The organism is Variovorax sp. Soil_C_17, assembly GCF_057657265.1.
Genome location: NZ_JBDGIT010000003.1, coordinates 313,987 through 327,369, shown reverse-complemented (window position 1 = coordinate 327,369; position 13,383 = coordinate 313,987). Strand labels below are relative to the sequence as shown.

The window sequence follows — 13,383 nt, the reverse complement described above, 5'->3', positions numbered from 1 at the left end:
GAAAAGGGGACGGGACTGCCTGCCAAGCTAGAACACGGCAGGGGAACCCATGTCGGCGCGAGGCGCAACCGGTGCAGCGCGAAGTCCTACTTGTTCGTCGTCAACCTCCGTCACGTAGCCAACCCTCGGCGGATGCGCAGCTAACGCGACCGCCCTCCCCGTCATTGGTCGTTCTCGTCTCGATGTCGCGCGCAATAGACAGTTTGGTGTGATGTCGCGTATTCTTACTGGATCACCATCGATGACGACGAGCTACGAGCATGCCCGCCACTGCCACTCTTTCCAGCAAGTTCCAGATCTCGATTCCCAAGGCAGTGCGTGAAGAGAAGCACTGGCAGGCCGGGCAGGAGTTCGTGTTCATTCCCAAGGGCAAGGGCGTTCTAATGATGCCCGTACCCGAACTGGAACAGCTGGTCGGAGTCGCCAAAGGCGCACGAAAGGACGGCTACCGCGACCGCAAGGACCGCTACTGATGGCTGCACCGTTGCGCGTGGTTGATACTTCGGTCTGGATTGAATGGCTTACGGGCAGCGCACTCGGCAAGACGCTGGCGAAGCAGTTCCCGGACAAGCCGCAATGCATCGTGCCTACCATCGTGCAGCTCGAACTTTCGAAATGGCTGGTGCGCGAGGTCGGCGAGGAGCAGGCAGATCAGGTGATCGCCTATACGCAGAAATGCGCAGTCGTGCCCCTGGACACCACCATTGCACTGCTCGCCGCAGACCTGCACCGCGAGCACAAGCTGGCCACCGCCGATGCAATCGTCTACGCCACGGCGCAGAATCAACTGGCGGAGTTGCTGACCTGCGACGCCCATTTCAAGGGCCTGCCCGGCGTCGTGTTCTTTTCGAAAGTGGGTTGAACCCGGCGCGCTGAGCCTTGAGCCCCAGCGCGACGCACTCGGCCGAGCCGCCCCCAGCAGCGCGCCTCGGTCTGCGTCTAGAAGGTGCCCGGCAGCAGGATGCTCGAATCGACCTCGTCGATGCTCGTGCGCCCGCAAAAGGCCATCGTGATGTCGAGTTCCTTCTGGATGATCTGCAGCGCCCGCGTCACCCCGGACTCGCCGAAGGCGCCCAGCGCGTAGAGGAAGCTGCGCCCGATCAGCGTGCCGCGCGCCCCGAGCGCGCGCGCCTTCAGGACGTCCTGGCCGCTGCGGATGCCGCCGTCCATCCACACTTCGATCTCCGTGCCCACCGCCTCGGCGATCGCCGGGAGCGCCTCGATGGAGGAGGGCGCGCCGTCGAGCTGGCGGCCGCCGTGGTTGGACACGATCAGCGCATCGGCGCCGCTGGAAGCCGCCAGGCGCGCATCTTCCACGTCCATGATGCCCTTGAGGATCAGCGGCCCGCCCCAGCGCTTCTTGATCCATTCCACATCGGCCCAGCTCAGCGCCGGATCGAACTGCTCGGCCGTCCAGGAGGACAGCGAAGACAGGTCGCCCACGCCCTTGGCATGGCCCACGATGTTGCCGAAGCTGCGCCGCTTCGTGCCCAGCATGCCCAGGCACCAGCGCGGCTTGGTCGCGAGGTTGATCAGGTTCTTCAGCGTCGGCTTGGGCGGCGCCGTCAGGCCGTTCTTGATGTCCTTGTGCCGCTGGCCCAGGATCTGCAGGTCCAGCGTGAGCTGCAGCGCGGAGACGTTGGCGGCCTTGGCGCGATCGATCAGCCGCTCGACGAAGTCGCGGTCGCGCATCACGTAGAGCTGAAACCAGAAGGGATGGCGGTCGGTGCTCTCCGCGATGTCTTCCAGCGAGCAGATGCTCATGGTCGACAACGTGAAGGGAATGCCGAAGGCCTTGGCCGCGCGCGCGCCCAGGATCTCGCCGTCCGCATGCTGCATGCCCGTCATGCCGGTGGGCGCGATCGCCACCGGCATCGCGACTTCCTGGCCGATCATGGTGCTCCTCGTCGAGCGGCCTTCCATGTTGACGGCCACCCGCTGGCGCAGCTTGATCTTCTGGAAGTCGGCCTCGTTCGCGCGGTAGGTGCCCTCGGTCCAGGCGCCGGAGTCGGCATAGTCGTAGAACATGCGCGGCACGCGCGACTGGGCGATCACTCGCAGGTCTTCGATGCAGGTGATCCGGGAAAGGTCGGGCACTCGGGGTCTCCTTCTGGGGTTGCGCAGGGCTTCAGATTATCGCGGTGCACCAAAGCGGCACGAACCGGGCGCGGCAGAGGGGCGGCGCCTAGGGTGCGCCCCCGGTTTGACTCGGCGCAACTCTTGCTATCCTGCCCGGGGCTCCTTGCGGGCCTGCGGCGGGCCTCGGACGGCGGAGGTGCAACGCAGAAGAATTCTCGACGGCCGGACTGCTGGGGATGCGCACCATGAAACTCGACAAGGCCCTCGTCCTCGCTCTCGCGGCCTGCGCCGCCACCCTCGCAGGCGCCGAGCCCGCCATCGTCTACGACATGGGCGGCAAGTTCGACAAGTCCTTCAACGAGGCGGCCTACCGCGGCGCCGAGATGTGGAAGAAGGAAAGCGGCAAACCCTATCTCGACTTCGAGATCGCCAACGAGGCGCAGCGCGAGCAAGCCATGCGGCGCATGGCAGGACGCGGCGCCAATCCGGTGATCGGCATCGGCTTCTCGCAGGGCAGCAGCCTGGAGAAAGTGGCCAAGGAATTCCCCAAGCTCAATTTCGCGATCATCGATGCAGTGGTCAAGCTGCCCAATGTCGAATCGATCGTGTTCAAGGAGCACGAGGGCAGCTTCCTCGTCGGCATGATGGCCGCGCTGGCCAGCAAGAGCGGCAAGGTCGGCTTCGTGGGCGGCATGGACATCCCGCTGATCCGCAAGTTCCAGTGCGGCTACGAGCAGGGCGCGAAGTACGCCAACCCGAAGGTCGAGGTGAGCTCGGTCATGACCGGCACCACGCCGGCCGCCTGGAGCGATCCGACGCGGGGCAGCGAGCTGGCCAAGGCGCAGTTCGCCAAGGGCGTCGACGTGGTCTTCGCCGCCGCCGGCGGCACCGGCTCGGGGGTCTACCAGGCGGCCAAGGACGCGGGCAAGCTGGCCATCGGCGTCGACAGCAACCAGAACCACATGCAGCCCGGCACCATGCTGACCTCGATGGTCAAGCGCGTCGACGTGGCGGTGTACAACGCCGCGAAGAAGCCGACGCCGGGCGTCACCTCCCTGGGTTTGAAAGAGGGCGGAGTCGACTACGCGCTCGACGAGCACAACGCCAGGCTCGTGAGCGCCGACATGAAGTCCAAGGTCGACGCCGCCAAGGCCGACATCATTGCCGGCAAGATCAAGGTGGTCGACTACATGGCCGACAACAACTGCAAGTTGTGAGTTTGCTTGCGCAAGGGGTTGGCGGACCACACGAAGTGGGGAAGCCTGGGGGAGGGCTTGTGAGTCCCGCGGTGCGCATGACGCGCATCGACAAGCGCTTCGGCGCGGTCCATGCCAACCGCGAAGTCACGCTCGTCGTGCCGGCCGGCACCGTGCATGGCGTGGTGGGCGAGAACGGCGCCGGCAAGAGCACGCTGATGTCGATCCTCTACGGCTTCTACCAGGCCGACGGCGGCGAGATCGAGATCGAAGGGAAGCCCGTGCAGATCCGCGGCTCGAGCGACGCCATTGCCCTGGGCATCGGCATGGTGCACCAGCACTTCATGCTGGTCGAACCTTTTTCCGCGCTCGACAACATCCTGCTCGGCGTCGAGCCGCATTGGCAATTGCCGAAGGCCCGCGCGCAGGTGCGCACGCGGCTGGAGGCGCTGATGCAGGGCAGCGGCCTGCAGGTGCGGCTGGACCTGCCGGTCGAGCAGTTGCCGGTGGGCGAGCGCCAGCGGCTGGAGATCCTCAAGACGCTCTTTCGCGGCGCGCGCATCCTGATCCTCGACGAGCCGACCGCGGTGCTCACGCCGCAGGAGACCGAGCAGCTCTTCGACACGCTGCGCGCCCTGCGGGCGCGCGGCACCACGGTGCTGCTGATCACGCACAAGCTCAAGGAGATCATGGCGCTGTGCGACGCCGTGACGGTGATGCGCGCGGGCGCCGTGGTGCTGGACTGCGCGATCGCCGACACCGGCGTCGATGCGCTCGCGCAGGCCATGGTCGGGCGCCGCGTGCAGACGGGGCGGGTCGGCGGTGCCCCGCCGGCGGCGCGCGGAGCGCCGCTGCTCGATGCGCGCGGCCTGAGCTGGCGCGATGCGCAAGGCACGCCGCGCCTGGCCGATGTCTCGCTGCAGCTGCACGCGGGCGAGATCGTCGGCATCGCGGGCGTTTCGGGCAACGGCCAGAGCGAGCTGCTGGAGGTGCTGTCGGGCATGCTGGTGCCGCAGGCCGGCACGCTGTCGTTGGGCTCGCAATCCTTCATGCCGCAGCGCTGGCTCGACCCCGAAGCCGCGCGCGAGGCGGGCGTCGCCCATGTGCCGGAAGACCGTCACCGGCGCGGCCTGGTGCTGCCCTTCGCAGCCTGGGAATCGGCCGTGCTCGGCTACCAGCGCCGGCCGCGCTACAACCGCCGCGGCTGGATGCGGCACGCGGTCATGCAGGCCGACACCGCGCAGATGATGGACGAGTACGACGTGCGCCCGCGCAACGTGCGCCTCGGCAGCGGGAAGTTTTCCGGCGGCAACCAGCAGAAGCTGGTGCTGGCGCGCGAGGCGGCGCCCAAGCCGCGCGTGCTGCTGGTGGGCCAGCCGACGCGCGGCGTCGACATCGGCGCCATCGAGTTCATCCACGGCCGCCTGCACGCGATGGCCGCCGGCGGCGGCGCCGTGCTGCTCGTGTCTTCCGAGCTCGACGAGATCCTGGCGCTCGCCGACCGCGTGCTCGTGATGGCGGGCGGCCGCATCGTCGGCGAGCGCCCGGTGGCGCTGTGCGACGAGACCACGCTGGGCCGCCTGATGTGCGGCGCCGGGGACGAGGCCGCCGCAGCATGAGACGCCGGGCCGCTTCCGAGTCGAACGGCGCCGCAGCGCGCGGCGCGAAGGTCGCCTGGTGAGCTCGCCCGCCGCCGAGCTGCCGCGCTGGATCGACCTGCTGGTGCTGCCGCTGGTCAACCTCGCGCTGGCGCTGCTGGCCTGCGGCATCGTGGTCGCCGTGGTCGGGCACGACCCCTGGCAGGCGCTCGCGCTGCTGGTGGAGGGCGCCTTCGGCAGCCGCATGGGACTGAGCTACACGCTGTATTACGCGACCACCTTCGTCTTCACGGGCCTGGCGGTCGCGGTCGCCTTCCATGCGGGCCTGTTCAACATCGGCGGCGAAGGCCAGGCCATGATGGGCGGCCTGGGCACCGCGCTGGCGGCCCTGGCCTTCGGCGAGCACCTGCCCGGCTGGGCCATGGTGCCGCTGATGATCGGCGCTGCCATGCTGTTCGGCATGGCCTGGGCCGCGGTGCCGGCGGCGCTGCAGGCCTGGCGCGGCAGCCACGTGGTGATCACCACCATCATGTTCAACTTCATCGCCTCGGCGCTCCTGGCCTACCTGCTCGTCGACGTGCTCAAGGAGCCCGGCAACATGACGGTGGAAAGCCGCGCCTTCGCGCCTTCGGCGCGCGTGCCCGGCATGCACGAGGCGCTCGCTGCCGTCGGCATCGAGTGGCCGGCCTCGCCGCTCAACCTGAGCGTGCTGCTGGCGCTGGCCGGCGCCGTGGCGGTGTACCTGCTGCTGTGGCGCTTGCAGGCGGGCTACGCCATCCGTGCGGTCGGCCATGCGCCGGAGGCGGCGCACTACGGCGGCATGCGGCCGCGGATGCAGATCATGGTGTCGATGGCGCTGTCGGGCGCGCTGGCCGGGCTGGTGGGCATCAACGAGATCGCGGGCGTGCACGGCCGGCTGCTGCTGGAGTACGTGGTGGGCGCAGGCTTCGCCGGCATCGCGGTCTCGCTGATCGGGCGCAACCACCCGGTGGGCATCGTGCTGGCGGCGCTGCTGTTCGGCGCGCTCTACCAGGGCGGCTCGGAGCTGGCCTTCGAGATCCCCGGCTTCAGCCGCGACATGGTGTTCACGCTGCAGGGGCTCATCGTGCTGTTCTCCGGCGCGCTGTCGCAGGTGGCCGCGCCGCCGCTGGCGCGGCTGTGGCACGCGATGCGCCGCGGGCCGCGCACCGCCGCGGCGCAAGGGAGCAGCGATGGATGAAGTCGCGCTCGGCACGCTGCTCGCCTCGACCCTGCGCGTGGCGACGCCGCTGATCCTGTGCGCGCTGGCGGGCACCCTGGCCGAACGCTCGGGCGTGATCGATCTCGGCCTCGAAGGCAAGATGCTTTCCTGCGCCTTCGCTGCCGGCAGCATCGCCGCGCTGAGCGGCTCGCTGGCGCTGGCCCTGACGGTGTCGCTCCTCGTCGGCGTGGCGCTGTCGCTGCTGCAGGGCTTCGGCTGCGTGACCCATCGCGGCGACCAGGTGGTGATGGGCATGGCGATCACCATGACGGCCGCGGGTCTGACGGTGGTGCTGGGCATCGCGTGGTTCCAGCAGGGCGGCCAGACGCCGCCGCTGCCCGACGCGGTACGCCTCGCAGCCTGGGGAGCGGGCGCCGGCGAGGCGCTGCGCGCGCTGCCGTGGGTGGGCACGGTCCTGGGACTGGGCCTGTTCGGCCACAACGTGCTGGTGTACCTGGCCATCGGCCTCGTGCCGGCCGTGTGGTGGCTGCTGTTCCGCACGCGCTTCGGCCTGCGCCTGCGCGCCACCGGCGAGAACCCGGCCATGGTCGATGCGGCGGGCGTCTCCATCGCCGCGCTGCGCTACCGCGCGCTGATGCTCAACGGCGTGCTCTGCTCGCTGGCCGGCAGCTACCTGGTGCTGGCGCAGAATCCCGCATTCATGCCGCACATGACGGCCGGCCGCGGCTACATGGCGCTGGCCGCGATGATCTTCGGCAAGTGGCATCCGGTCGGCGCCTTCCTGGCCTGCCTGCTGTTCGGCTTTCTGGATGCGGTGTCGATCCGGCTGCAAGGCGTCTCGCTGCCGCTGGTCGGCGCCGTGCCGGTGCAGGCGATCCAGGCCTTGCCCTACGTGCTGACGGTGGTGCTGCTGGCCGGTTTCGTGGGCAAGGCGCGTGCGCCGAAGGCGCTGGGCATCCCGTATGTGAAGGAGCGATGACGTGACCGTTTCGCAAACCTCGATGGCGCAGCTGGTCGATGCGGCCCGCGCCGCGCGCGAGCGCGCCTATGCGCCCTATTCGAAGTTCGCCGTGGGTGCTGCGCTGCTGGACGAACACGGCCGCGTCCACGCGGGCTGCAACATCGAGAACGCGGCCTACCCGCAGGGCCAGTGCGCAGAGGCATCGGCGCTCGCGCACTTGGTGCTGGCCGGCGGCACGCGAGTGCTGGCGGCGGTGGTGGTCGGCGTGGCCGATGCGCCCGTCACCCCGTGCGGCGGCTGCCGACAGAAGCTGCGCGAGTTCGCGGATGACGACACGCCGGTCTGGTGTGCCGACCTGCGCGAGGTGCGCGAGCGCCATACCCTGGGCGAACTGCTGCCCGCGAGCTTCGGCCCCGCGCATCTTCCAAGACCATGAGCCCGCAAGACATGATTCGCGCTGCCCGCCTTGCCCTGGCCTGCCTGGACCTGACCAGCCTCGACGACAACGACGATGCGGCCGCCATCGATGCCTTGTGCGCCAGGGCGCAGGGCCCGGCAGGCCTGCCGGCCGCGCTGTGCGTGTGGCCGCGTTTCGTGGCGCAGGCCAGGGCCGCGCTGCCGGCATCGATCCGGATCGCGGCCGTGGCCAACTTTCCGGAGGGCGCGCTCGACACAGGGCGCGCCTTGCGCGAGACGCAGGCCATCCTCGATGCCGGGGGCGACGAGGTGGACCTGGTGCTGCCCTGGCGCGCGCTCGCAGCCGGCGACACGGCGGGCCCTGCGGCACTGGTCGCGGCGGTGCGCGCGGCATGCGCGAACAAGACGCTCAAGCTCATCATCGAATCCGGCGAGCTGCCATCGACCGAGCTGATCCGCCAAGCCTGCAACCTCGGGCTGGACGCCGGCGTGGACTTCGTCAAGACCAGCACCGGCAAGACGGGCACGGGGGCCACGCCCGCGGCTGCGCGCCTGATGCTCGAAACCATCGCCGGCCATGCACGGCGGGATGCGGTGGGCTTCAAGGCCTCGGGCGGCGTGCGCACGGTGGCCGATGCGGCGGTCTACATCGCGCTGGTGCGCGAGCTGCTGGGCGAATCGGCGCTCACGCCGGCGCGCCTGCGCTTCGGCGCCAGCGGCCTGTTGGCCGACATCGAAGCGGTGCTGTTGCGGCAGGGCCGTCTCGGCAAGCCTGCCGCGCCAGAGGACTATTGAGATGCTGCTGCCGGCCGAGGTCATCCGCGCCAAGCGCGATCGCCATGCGCTCGCGCCGGCGCAGATCGAGGCCTTCGTGCGCGGCCTGACCGACGGCAGCTGGAGCGAGGGCCAGGTGGCGGCGCTGGCGATGGCGATCCTGCTCAACGGCATGGACGCCGGCGAATGCGTGGCCCTGACCCGCGCCATGACGCATTCCGGCGAAGTGCTGCGCTGGCCGGACATGCCGGGCCCGGTGCTCGACAAGCATTCCACCGGTGGCGTGGGCGACAAGGTGAGCCTGATGCTGGCGCCGATCGTCGCGGCCTGCGGCGGCGTGGTGCCGATGATCTCCGGCCGCGGCCTGGGCCATACCGGCGGCACGCTGGACAAGCTCGAATCGCTGGCCGGCTACGGCGTCGAGCCTTCGCGCGAAACGCTGCTCGCGGTGCTGCGCGATGCCGGCTGCGCCATCGTCGGGGCCGGCCCCGCGCTGGCGCCTGCCGACAAGCGGCTCTATGCCATTCGCGACGTGACGGCCACGGTCGAATCGCTGCCCTTGATCACCGCCAGCATCCTCTCCAAGAAGCTCGCGGCCGGCCTGCAGGGGCTGGTGCTCGACGTCAAGGTGGGCAACGGCGCCTTCATGCAGGGCCTGGGCGACGCACGCGCGCTGGCGGGCAGCCTGGTGGCAGTGGCAGCGGGCGCCGGCCTGCCGGCGCAGGCGCTGATCACCGACATGAATCAGGTGCTGGGCCACAGCGCAGGCAACGCGCTCGAAGTGCGGGAGGCGATCGACTTCCTGGCGGGCGTCGAGCGCGAGCCGCGGCTGCTCGAAGTGACTCTGGCACTGGCGGCGCGCCTGCTGTGCCTGGGCGGCCTTTCGGGCGGCATGCCCGAGGCCCGGGCGCAGGCCCTGCGTGCGCTCGACAGCGGCGCGGCTGCCGAGCGCTTTGCACGCATGGTGGCGGGGCTGGGCGGGGCGGGCGACCTGCGGCTGGCCACCCGGCAGCTGCCGGCGGCGCCCGTGCAATGCGATGTGCCGGCACCGCGGGACGGCGTTCTGGCGGCGACGGATGTGCGCGCCATGGGCCTGGCCATCGTCGCCCTGGGCGGCGGGCGCCGCCGCGCCGGCGATCGCATCGATCCGCGCGTCGGCCTCGCGCAGGTGCTGCCGCTGGGCAGCAGCATCCGGCAAGGCCAGCCGCTCGCGCGCGTGCACGCTGCCAGCCAGGCCGATGCCGAGGCGGCTGTCGCCGCGCTGCAGGCCGCCATGTGCATCGACGAGAACCCGCAAGGCCCCGTGGCGCGTCCTGCGCCCGGCGCGGTGATCTGCGAAGAGATCATGTCTGCGCCATTGCCGCGCTCCGTCTGATTCACTCTCGCTCGCGCGCGGATGGGATCGCCGAAGCCCGGCGTGCCGGTCTCGACTCGGCCGGGCGCAGCGGCGCCCGAAGTTCGTGGAGGTGGCGGCGAAGTCGCACCAGTCGCCGCTCTTCCCGAGATTTCCAGTGCTGCGCAGGCTATCTGGCCGCTGTGCTCTTCACGCCCGCGCCGCGGACTTCGACCTTGACCTGGTCCACCACGCGGCCGCGCGCGTCGAGCAGTTCCACCACGTGCCGGCCGGGCCAGGGCAGCCACTGCGCGGCGGCGCCGCGCGCGAAGGGCTTGCCGTCGATGCGCCAGGCGACGCCGCTGCCTTGCGCCTCGAAGCGCACGCGCTGGTGGCGCGGGGGAATGTCGGGATCGAGCGCGATGATGGTGCCGTCCGTGGGCGCAGTGATGCGCGGCGCCGGATCGGCAGCGTCGGCCGGCAGCTCGAAGCGGGCCTGCTCGGTGCCGGCGATGAACCATTCGTCGCGCGCCGCCTCGAGCCCCTCGCCGAAGCGCACGTGCGCGCGCACCACGCCCGCCGGCGGCGCGGGCGCGCGGCTGGCTTCGCTGCGGTGCAGGAAGGCCATGAGATCGGCCCACACGGGCGCGGCGCCGCTGGTGCCGCTCACGTCCCACATCGGCGCGCCGCTCGCGTTGCCCACCCACACGCCCACCGTGTAGCGCTCGGACCAGCCCACGGCCCAGTTGTCGCGCATGTCCTTGCTGGTGCCGGTCTTTACCGCGCTCCAGAAGCGGGTGCCGAGCACGCTGTCCAGGCCGAAGGTGGGGGCGCGGGCGTTGGCGTCGCTCAGGATGTCGCCCACGATGAAGCTCGCGCGCGGATCGATCGCGCGCGCTTCGCTCCCTCTCCCGCTGGCGGGAGAAGGCTGGGGCGAGGGCGTGGGCGCTCGCAAGATGCGCGTTTCCCCAAACCTCCCCCCATTCGCCAAGGCTCGATACCCATTGGCCAGGCCCAGCAGAGACACCTCCGCGCTCCCCAGCGCCAGGCTGTACCCGTAATAGTCCCCGCTCTGCGCCAGCCCCAGCCCCGCCGCGCGCAACTGCCGCGCGAAGGCCTCCGGCGACACCATCACCAGCGTGCGAACCGCAGGCACGTTGAGCGAGGCCGCGAGCGCAGTGCGCACCGAGACATGTCCCTTGAACTGCCGGTCGTAGTTCTGCGGGACGTAGAGGCCGCCGGCGGTGCTGATCTGGGCCGAGGAATCGTCGAGCAGCGAGGCCGCGGTGAGCCGTCGCTCGGCGATCGCCTGCGCATAGAGCAAGGGCTTGAGCGTGGAGCCCGGCTGACGCTGCGCGAGCACGCCATCGACCTCGGCTGCGCGGCTCAGCGTGCCGGAGGAGCCGATCCAGGCCAGCACCTCGCCGCTGGCGTTGTCGAGCACCACCAGCGCGCCGTCCTCGACGTTGCGGCCGCGCAGCTCCTTCAGGTGGCGCTGCAAGGTCGTGAGCGCAAGGCGTTGCAACGGCGCCCGCAGCGTGGTGCGGATGTCTCCGCTTTGCTCCCGCTTACTGCGGGAGGGTGTCGGGGCGAGGGCATTGGCGCTCGATAGCGCCTCGGACTCCTTCAAAGCCCGCCGCGCCAGATGCGGCGCGATGCCTTCGCTCGCCTCGAAGGCCCTGCGTTGCAGGGCCGCACTCGCGAACATGTCCAACGCCTCGCAATCCACTCTGGCGCCGACTGCCATGGCGCGCATCACCTCGCAAGCGCGTTGCGAGACCAGCGCCGGCTTCGCGTTGGGCGCGCGCACCAGCGCGGCCGCCACCGCTGCTTCGCGCGCATCCAGCCCGTGCGGCGCTTTGCCGAAGAGCGTGCGCGACAACGCATCGATGCCGACGAGCTCACCGCGGAACGGCACGGTGTTGAGGTAGGCCTCGAGGATCTGGTCCTTGCGCCACCGGCGCTCGAGCTGCTGCGCCGCCACGGTCTGCCCCAGCTTCTGCGCGAGGTCGCGCCCGCCGCTTCCGCGCCGCAGCTCGTCATCGAGCAGGCCGGCAAGCTGCATGGTGATCGTGGAGGCGCCGCGCGTGCGCGTGTTCCACAGATTGCCCCAGGCAGCGGCCGAGACCGCGCGCCAGTCGACGCCGCTGTGCTCGTAGAAGCGCTTGTCTTCGCTCAGGAGCATGGCGGTGCGCAAGGCCGGCGACACCTCTGCCAGCGCGACCCACCGGCCGCGACGTACGCGGGCATCGGTGCGCACGCGCTGCAGCAACTCGCCGTCGCGGTCGAGCACCTGAACGTCGGAGGGACGGAAGTCGCGCTTCACCTCCTCGAAGGCCGGTAGCGCGCGCGCCGGTCCGGCCAGGGCGGCAAGCAGGCTCAGCGCCAGGAAAGCGTTTCGAGTGCGCGGCATGGGGCCGCTAGCTTGCCACAGGCGGCACCACGGTGCCTTGTCGCGAGGGGGTGGCATCCATGGACAGAGAGGCCTGCCCGGCATGCGAATGCGGTTCGCACCTACTTTCGAACGGGCGCGGGTGGCGGTTGGCGGCAGCTCCGCGGCGCGCATCGTGGAGGCACATCGTGTCATCCAAGGAGAACGCATGAAAACACTTGCTGCCCTGCTGATCGCCGCATCCGCCGTCCTGGCTGGCTGCGTGGCGGTGCCCTATGACAGCGGCCGGCCCCCGCCGCACGCCGGCTATGCGGACCGCGACCGCGATCGCGACGGCGTGCCCAACCGGTACGACCGCGATCGCGACAACGACGGCGTGCCGAACCGCTACGACAGCCGCCCGAACAATCCCAACCGCTATTGAGCGTGGGTGCCCTGCGCGCTACTCCTGAAGCGGAAATTCCGGATGGCGCGGCAGGTCGTCGGCGAAATGCACCCAGGGCAGGCGCTTCGACTCCCAGTAATGCAAGCGCGGGGCGACGCGCGCCGGATCATCGGACCGTGCCGCACTGAAAGCCGCCTTCCAGAACAAAGGGATTCGACAACGGTTGCTCTGCTAGTCCAGGATGAGCTGCGTCTGCGTGACGACGGCGCACAGCTTGCCCTCGGCAGAACGGACCGTGGTCTGCCACACCATCGTGGTGCGGCCCCGGTGCAGGGCGATGCTCTCGCCGGTGACCTTGGTGTCGACGCGCGCACTGCCGATGAACTTGGTGCTGGAGTCGGTGGTCGTCGTCCGCTTCCCCTGCGGCATGTTGATGACCGTGCCGATCGCGCCAAGCGTGTCGGCGAAGGCCATGTAGGCACCGCCGTGCAGGACGCCGCCGGTGGTACAGAGGTCCGGGCGCACGTGCAGTTCCGCGACCACGCGCTCGGGCTCGAGCGTGAGGAGGCGAACGCCCATGAGGCCGGGAAAGACCGGATCCAGGATTTGCTGGACTGCTTCGACGGAGGGGATGCTCATGGGACGCCCTTCTTCGTGTTCGTTCGATGTTCTCGCTTCGACGCACGAGACGCGCTTCGATCACTCATGCGTCTGCCTTCAGGGGCCTGTAGGACTGCGTTCCGAATCGATTGGCCGACCTGGCCCGCGCTCGTTCGGCTTCGATCTCGCGGTCGCGCGGATCGGCGGTGGTCACCAGCGAATCGATCAGCACGCGCGCCGCACTCGCGACATCTTCAACGGCGCGATGGAAAGCCTCCTGGTTGAGCTTCGAGGGGCTGTTGAAGCCGCTGAGCTTGCGCACGAATTGCAGCGAGGCGGACCGTATTTCCTCATCCGTCGCGGGCGGTTCGAAATTGAAGAGGGTCTTGATGTTTCGACACATGGTCGCTCTATGGAATGGATGGATCGGCGGGGTCTGCGGCGAAG

General features: G+C 69.9%; 14 protein-coding genes. 10 read left to right on the top strand and 4 right to left on the bottom strand.

The annotated features are described in order from the left end of the window. Window positions 1–260 precede the first annotated feature (260 nt). Together AC3A6Y_RS16670 and AC3A6Y_RS16665 are read left to right on the top strand one after the other, a co-directional pair. Window positions 261–473 (top strand): AbrB/MazE/SpoVT family DNA-binding domain-containing protein, encoded by a 213-nt coding sequence (locus tag AC3A6Y_RS16670; RefSeq protein WP_487869345.1) that lies wholly within the window; start codon window positions 261–263, stop codon window positions 471–473. Continuing rightward, complete coding sequence (locus AC3A6Y_RS16665; RefSeq protein ID WP_487869344.1) at window positions 473–862, top strand: PIN domain-containing protein; 390 nt, start codon at window positions 473–475, stop codon at window positions 860–862. Before AC3A6Y_RS16670 ends, AC3A6Y_RS16665 begins: the two co-directional genes overlap by 1 nt. 77 nt (window positions 863–939) lie before the next feature. On the opposite strand, the gene AC3A6Y_RS16660 is transcribed toward AC3A6Y_RS16665, so the two are convergent. Then, entirely contained in the window at window positions 940–2,097 is a 1,158-nt protein-coding gene (locus AC3A6Y_RS16660) for an alpha-hydroxy acid oxidase (protein ID WP_487869343.1), read from the bottom strand. A gap of 227 nt (window positions 2,098–2,324) precedes the next feature. Between AC3A6Y_RS16660 and AC3A6Y_RS16655 the strand changes: the two genes are divergently transcribed. From AC3A6Y_RS16655 to deoA, 7 genes are read left to right on the top strand one after another with little or no spacing between them, the layout of a single operon-like run. Next, window positions 2,325–3,296 (top strand): BMP family lipoprotein, encoded by a 972-nt coding sequence (locus tag AC3A6Y_RS16655; RefSeq protein WP_487869342.1) that lies wholly within the window; start codon window positions 2,325–2,327, stop codon window positions 3,294–3,296. A gap of 59 nt (window positions 3,297–3,355) precedes the next feature. Next, a complete protein-coding gene (locus tag AC3A6Y_RS16650; RefSeq protein ID WP_487869341.1) occupies window positions 3,356–4,894 on the top strand; it encodes an ABC transporter ATP-binding protein in 1,539 nt (512 codons plus the stop codon). A 58-nt stretch (window positions 4,895–4,952) separates the two neighbouring features. Beyond that, window positions 4,953–6,092, top strand: a complete 1,140-nt coding sequence (locus AC3A6Y_RS16645; RefSeq protein WP_487869340.1) for an ABC transporter permease — start codon at window positions 4,953–4,955, stop codon at window positions 6,090–6,092. Then, complete coding sequence (locus AC3A6Y_RS16640) at window positions 6,085–7,053, top strand: ABC transporter permease (protein WP_487869339.1); 969 nt, start codon at window positions 6,085–6,087, stop codon at window positions 7,051–7,053. The genes AC3A6Y_RS16645 and AC3A6Y_RS16640 overlap by 8 nt, the downstream gene beginning before the upstream one ends. A 1-nt stretch (window position 7,054) precedes the next feature. Then, window positions 7,055–7,471 carry a cytidine deaminase gene (locus tag AC3A6Y_RS16635; RefSeq protein WP_487869338.1) on the top strand — a complete coding sequence of 139 codons (417 nt, stop codon included), beginning with the start codon at window positions 7,055–7,057 and terminating at the stop codon, window positions 7,469–7,471. Further along, complete coding sequence (gene deoC / locus AC3A6Y_RS16630; protein ID WP_487869337.1) at window positions 7,468–8,247, top strand: deoxyribose-phosphate aldolase; 780 nt, start codon at window positions 7,468–7,470, stop codon at window positions 8,245–8,247. The genes AC3A6Y_RS16635 and deoC overlap by 4 nt, the downstream gene beginning before the upstream one ends. A 1-nt stretch (window position 8,248) precedes the next feature. Then, window positions 8,249–9,601, top strand: coding sequence for a thymidine phosphorylase (deoA, locus tag AC3A6Y_RS16625; RefSeq protein ID WP_487869336.1), 1,353 nt, complete (start codon window positions 8,249–8,251; stop codon window positions 9,599–9,601). A 148-nt stretch (window positions 9,602–9,749) separates the two neighbouring features. On the opposite strand, the gene pbpC is transcribed toward deoA, so the two are convergent. Then, window positions 9,750–11,972, bottom strand: a complete 2,223-nt coding sequence (gene pbpC, locus AC3A6Y_RS16620; RefSeq protein ID WP_487869335.1) for a penicillin-binding protein 1C — start codon at window positions 11,970–11,972, stop codon at window positions 9,750–9,752. A 187-nt stretch (window positions 11,973–12,159) separates the two neighbouring features. Here pbpC and AC3A6Y_RS16615 point away from each other — a divergent pair, with 187 nt between their 5' ends. Continuing rightward, the gene (locus AC3A6Y_RS16615; RefSeq protein WP_487869334.1) at window positions 12,160–12,375 is read left to right on the top strand and encodes a thrombospondin type 3 repeat-containing protein; all 216 of its coding nucleotides are present in this window, start codon (window positions 12,160–12,162) and stop codon (window positions 12,373–12,375) included. Window positions 12,376–12,567: 192 nt separating this feature from the next. On the opposite strand, the gene AC3A6Y_RS16610 is transcribed toward AC3A6Y_RS16615, so the two are convergent. Then, window positions 12,568–12,975, bottom strand: a complete 408-nt coding sequence (locus tag AC3A6Y_RS16610; protein ID WP_487869333.1) for a PaaI family thioesterase — start codon at window positions 12,973–12,975, stop codon at window positions 12,568–12,570. A gap of 64 nt (window positions 12,976–13,039) precedes the next feature. Further along, the gene (locus AC3A6Y_RS16605; protein ID WP_487869332.1) at window positions 13,040–13,339 is read right to left on the bottom strand and encodes a DUF2277 domain-containing protein; all 300 of its coding nucleotides are present in this window, start codon (window positions 13,337–13,339) and stop codon (window positions 13,040–13,042) included. Window positions 13,340–13,383 lie beyond the last annotated feature (44 nt).

Excerpts from the sequence above, each read along its gene's own strand:
- AC3A6Y_RS16610 (WP_487869333.1), bottom strand. The coding sequence starts at position 12,975 with ATGAGCATCCCCTCCGTCGAAGCAGTCCAGCAAATCCTGGATCCGGTC.
- AC3A6Y_RS16655 (WP_487869342.1), top strand. The coding sequence starts at position 2,325 with ATGAAACTCGACAAGGCCCTCGTCCTCGCTCTCGCGGCCTGCGCCGCC.
- AC3A6Y_RS16670 (WP_487869345.1), top strand. The coding sequence starts at position 261 with ATGCCCGCCACTGCCACTCTTTCCAGCAAGTTCCAGATCTCGATTCCC.
- deoC (WP_487869337.1), top strand. The coding sequence starts at position 7,468 with ATGAGCCCGCAAGACATGATTCGCGCTGCCCGCCTTGCCCTGGCCTGC.
- AC3A6Y_RS16615 (WP_487869334.1), top strand. The coding sequence starts at position 12,160 with ATGAAAACACTTGCTGCCCTGCTGATCGCCGCATCCGCCGTCCTGGCT.
- AC3A6Y_RS16605 (WP_487869332.1), bottom strand. The coding sequence starts at position 13,339 with ATGTGTCGAAACATCAAGACCCTCTTCAATTTCGAACCGCCCGCGACG.
- AC3A6Y_RS16640 (WP_487869339.1), top strand. The coding sequence starts at position 6,085 with ATGGATGAAGTCGCGCTCGGCACGCTGCTCGCCTCGACCCTGCGCGTG.
- pbpC (WP_487869335.1), bottom strand. The coding sequence starts at position 11,972 with ATGCCGCGCACTCGAAACGCTTTCCTGGCGCTGAGCCTGCTTGCCGCC.
- AC3A6Y_RS16665 (WP_487869344.1), top strand. The coding sequence starts at position 473 with ATGGCTGCACCGTTGCGCGTGGTTGATACTTCGGTCTGGATTGAATGG.
- deoA (WP_487869336.1), top strand. The coding sequence starts at position 8,249 with ATGCTGCTGCCGGCCGAGGTCATCCGCGCCAAGCGCGATCGCCATGCG.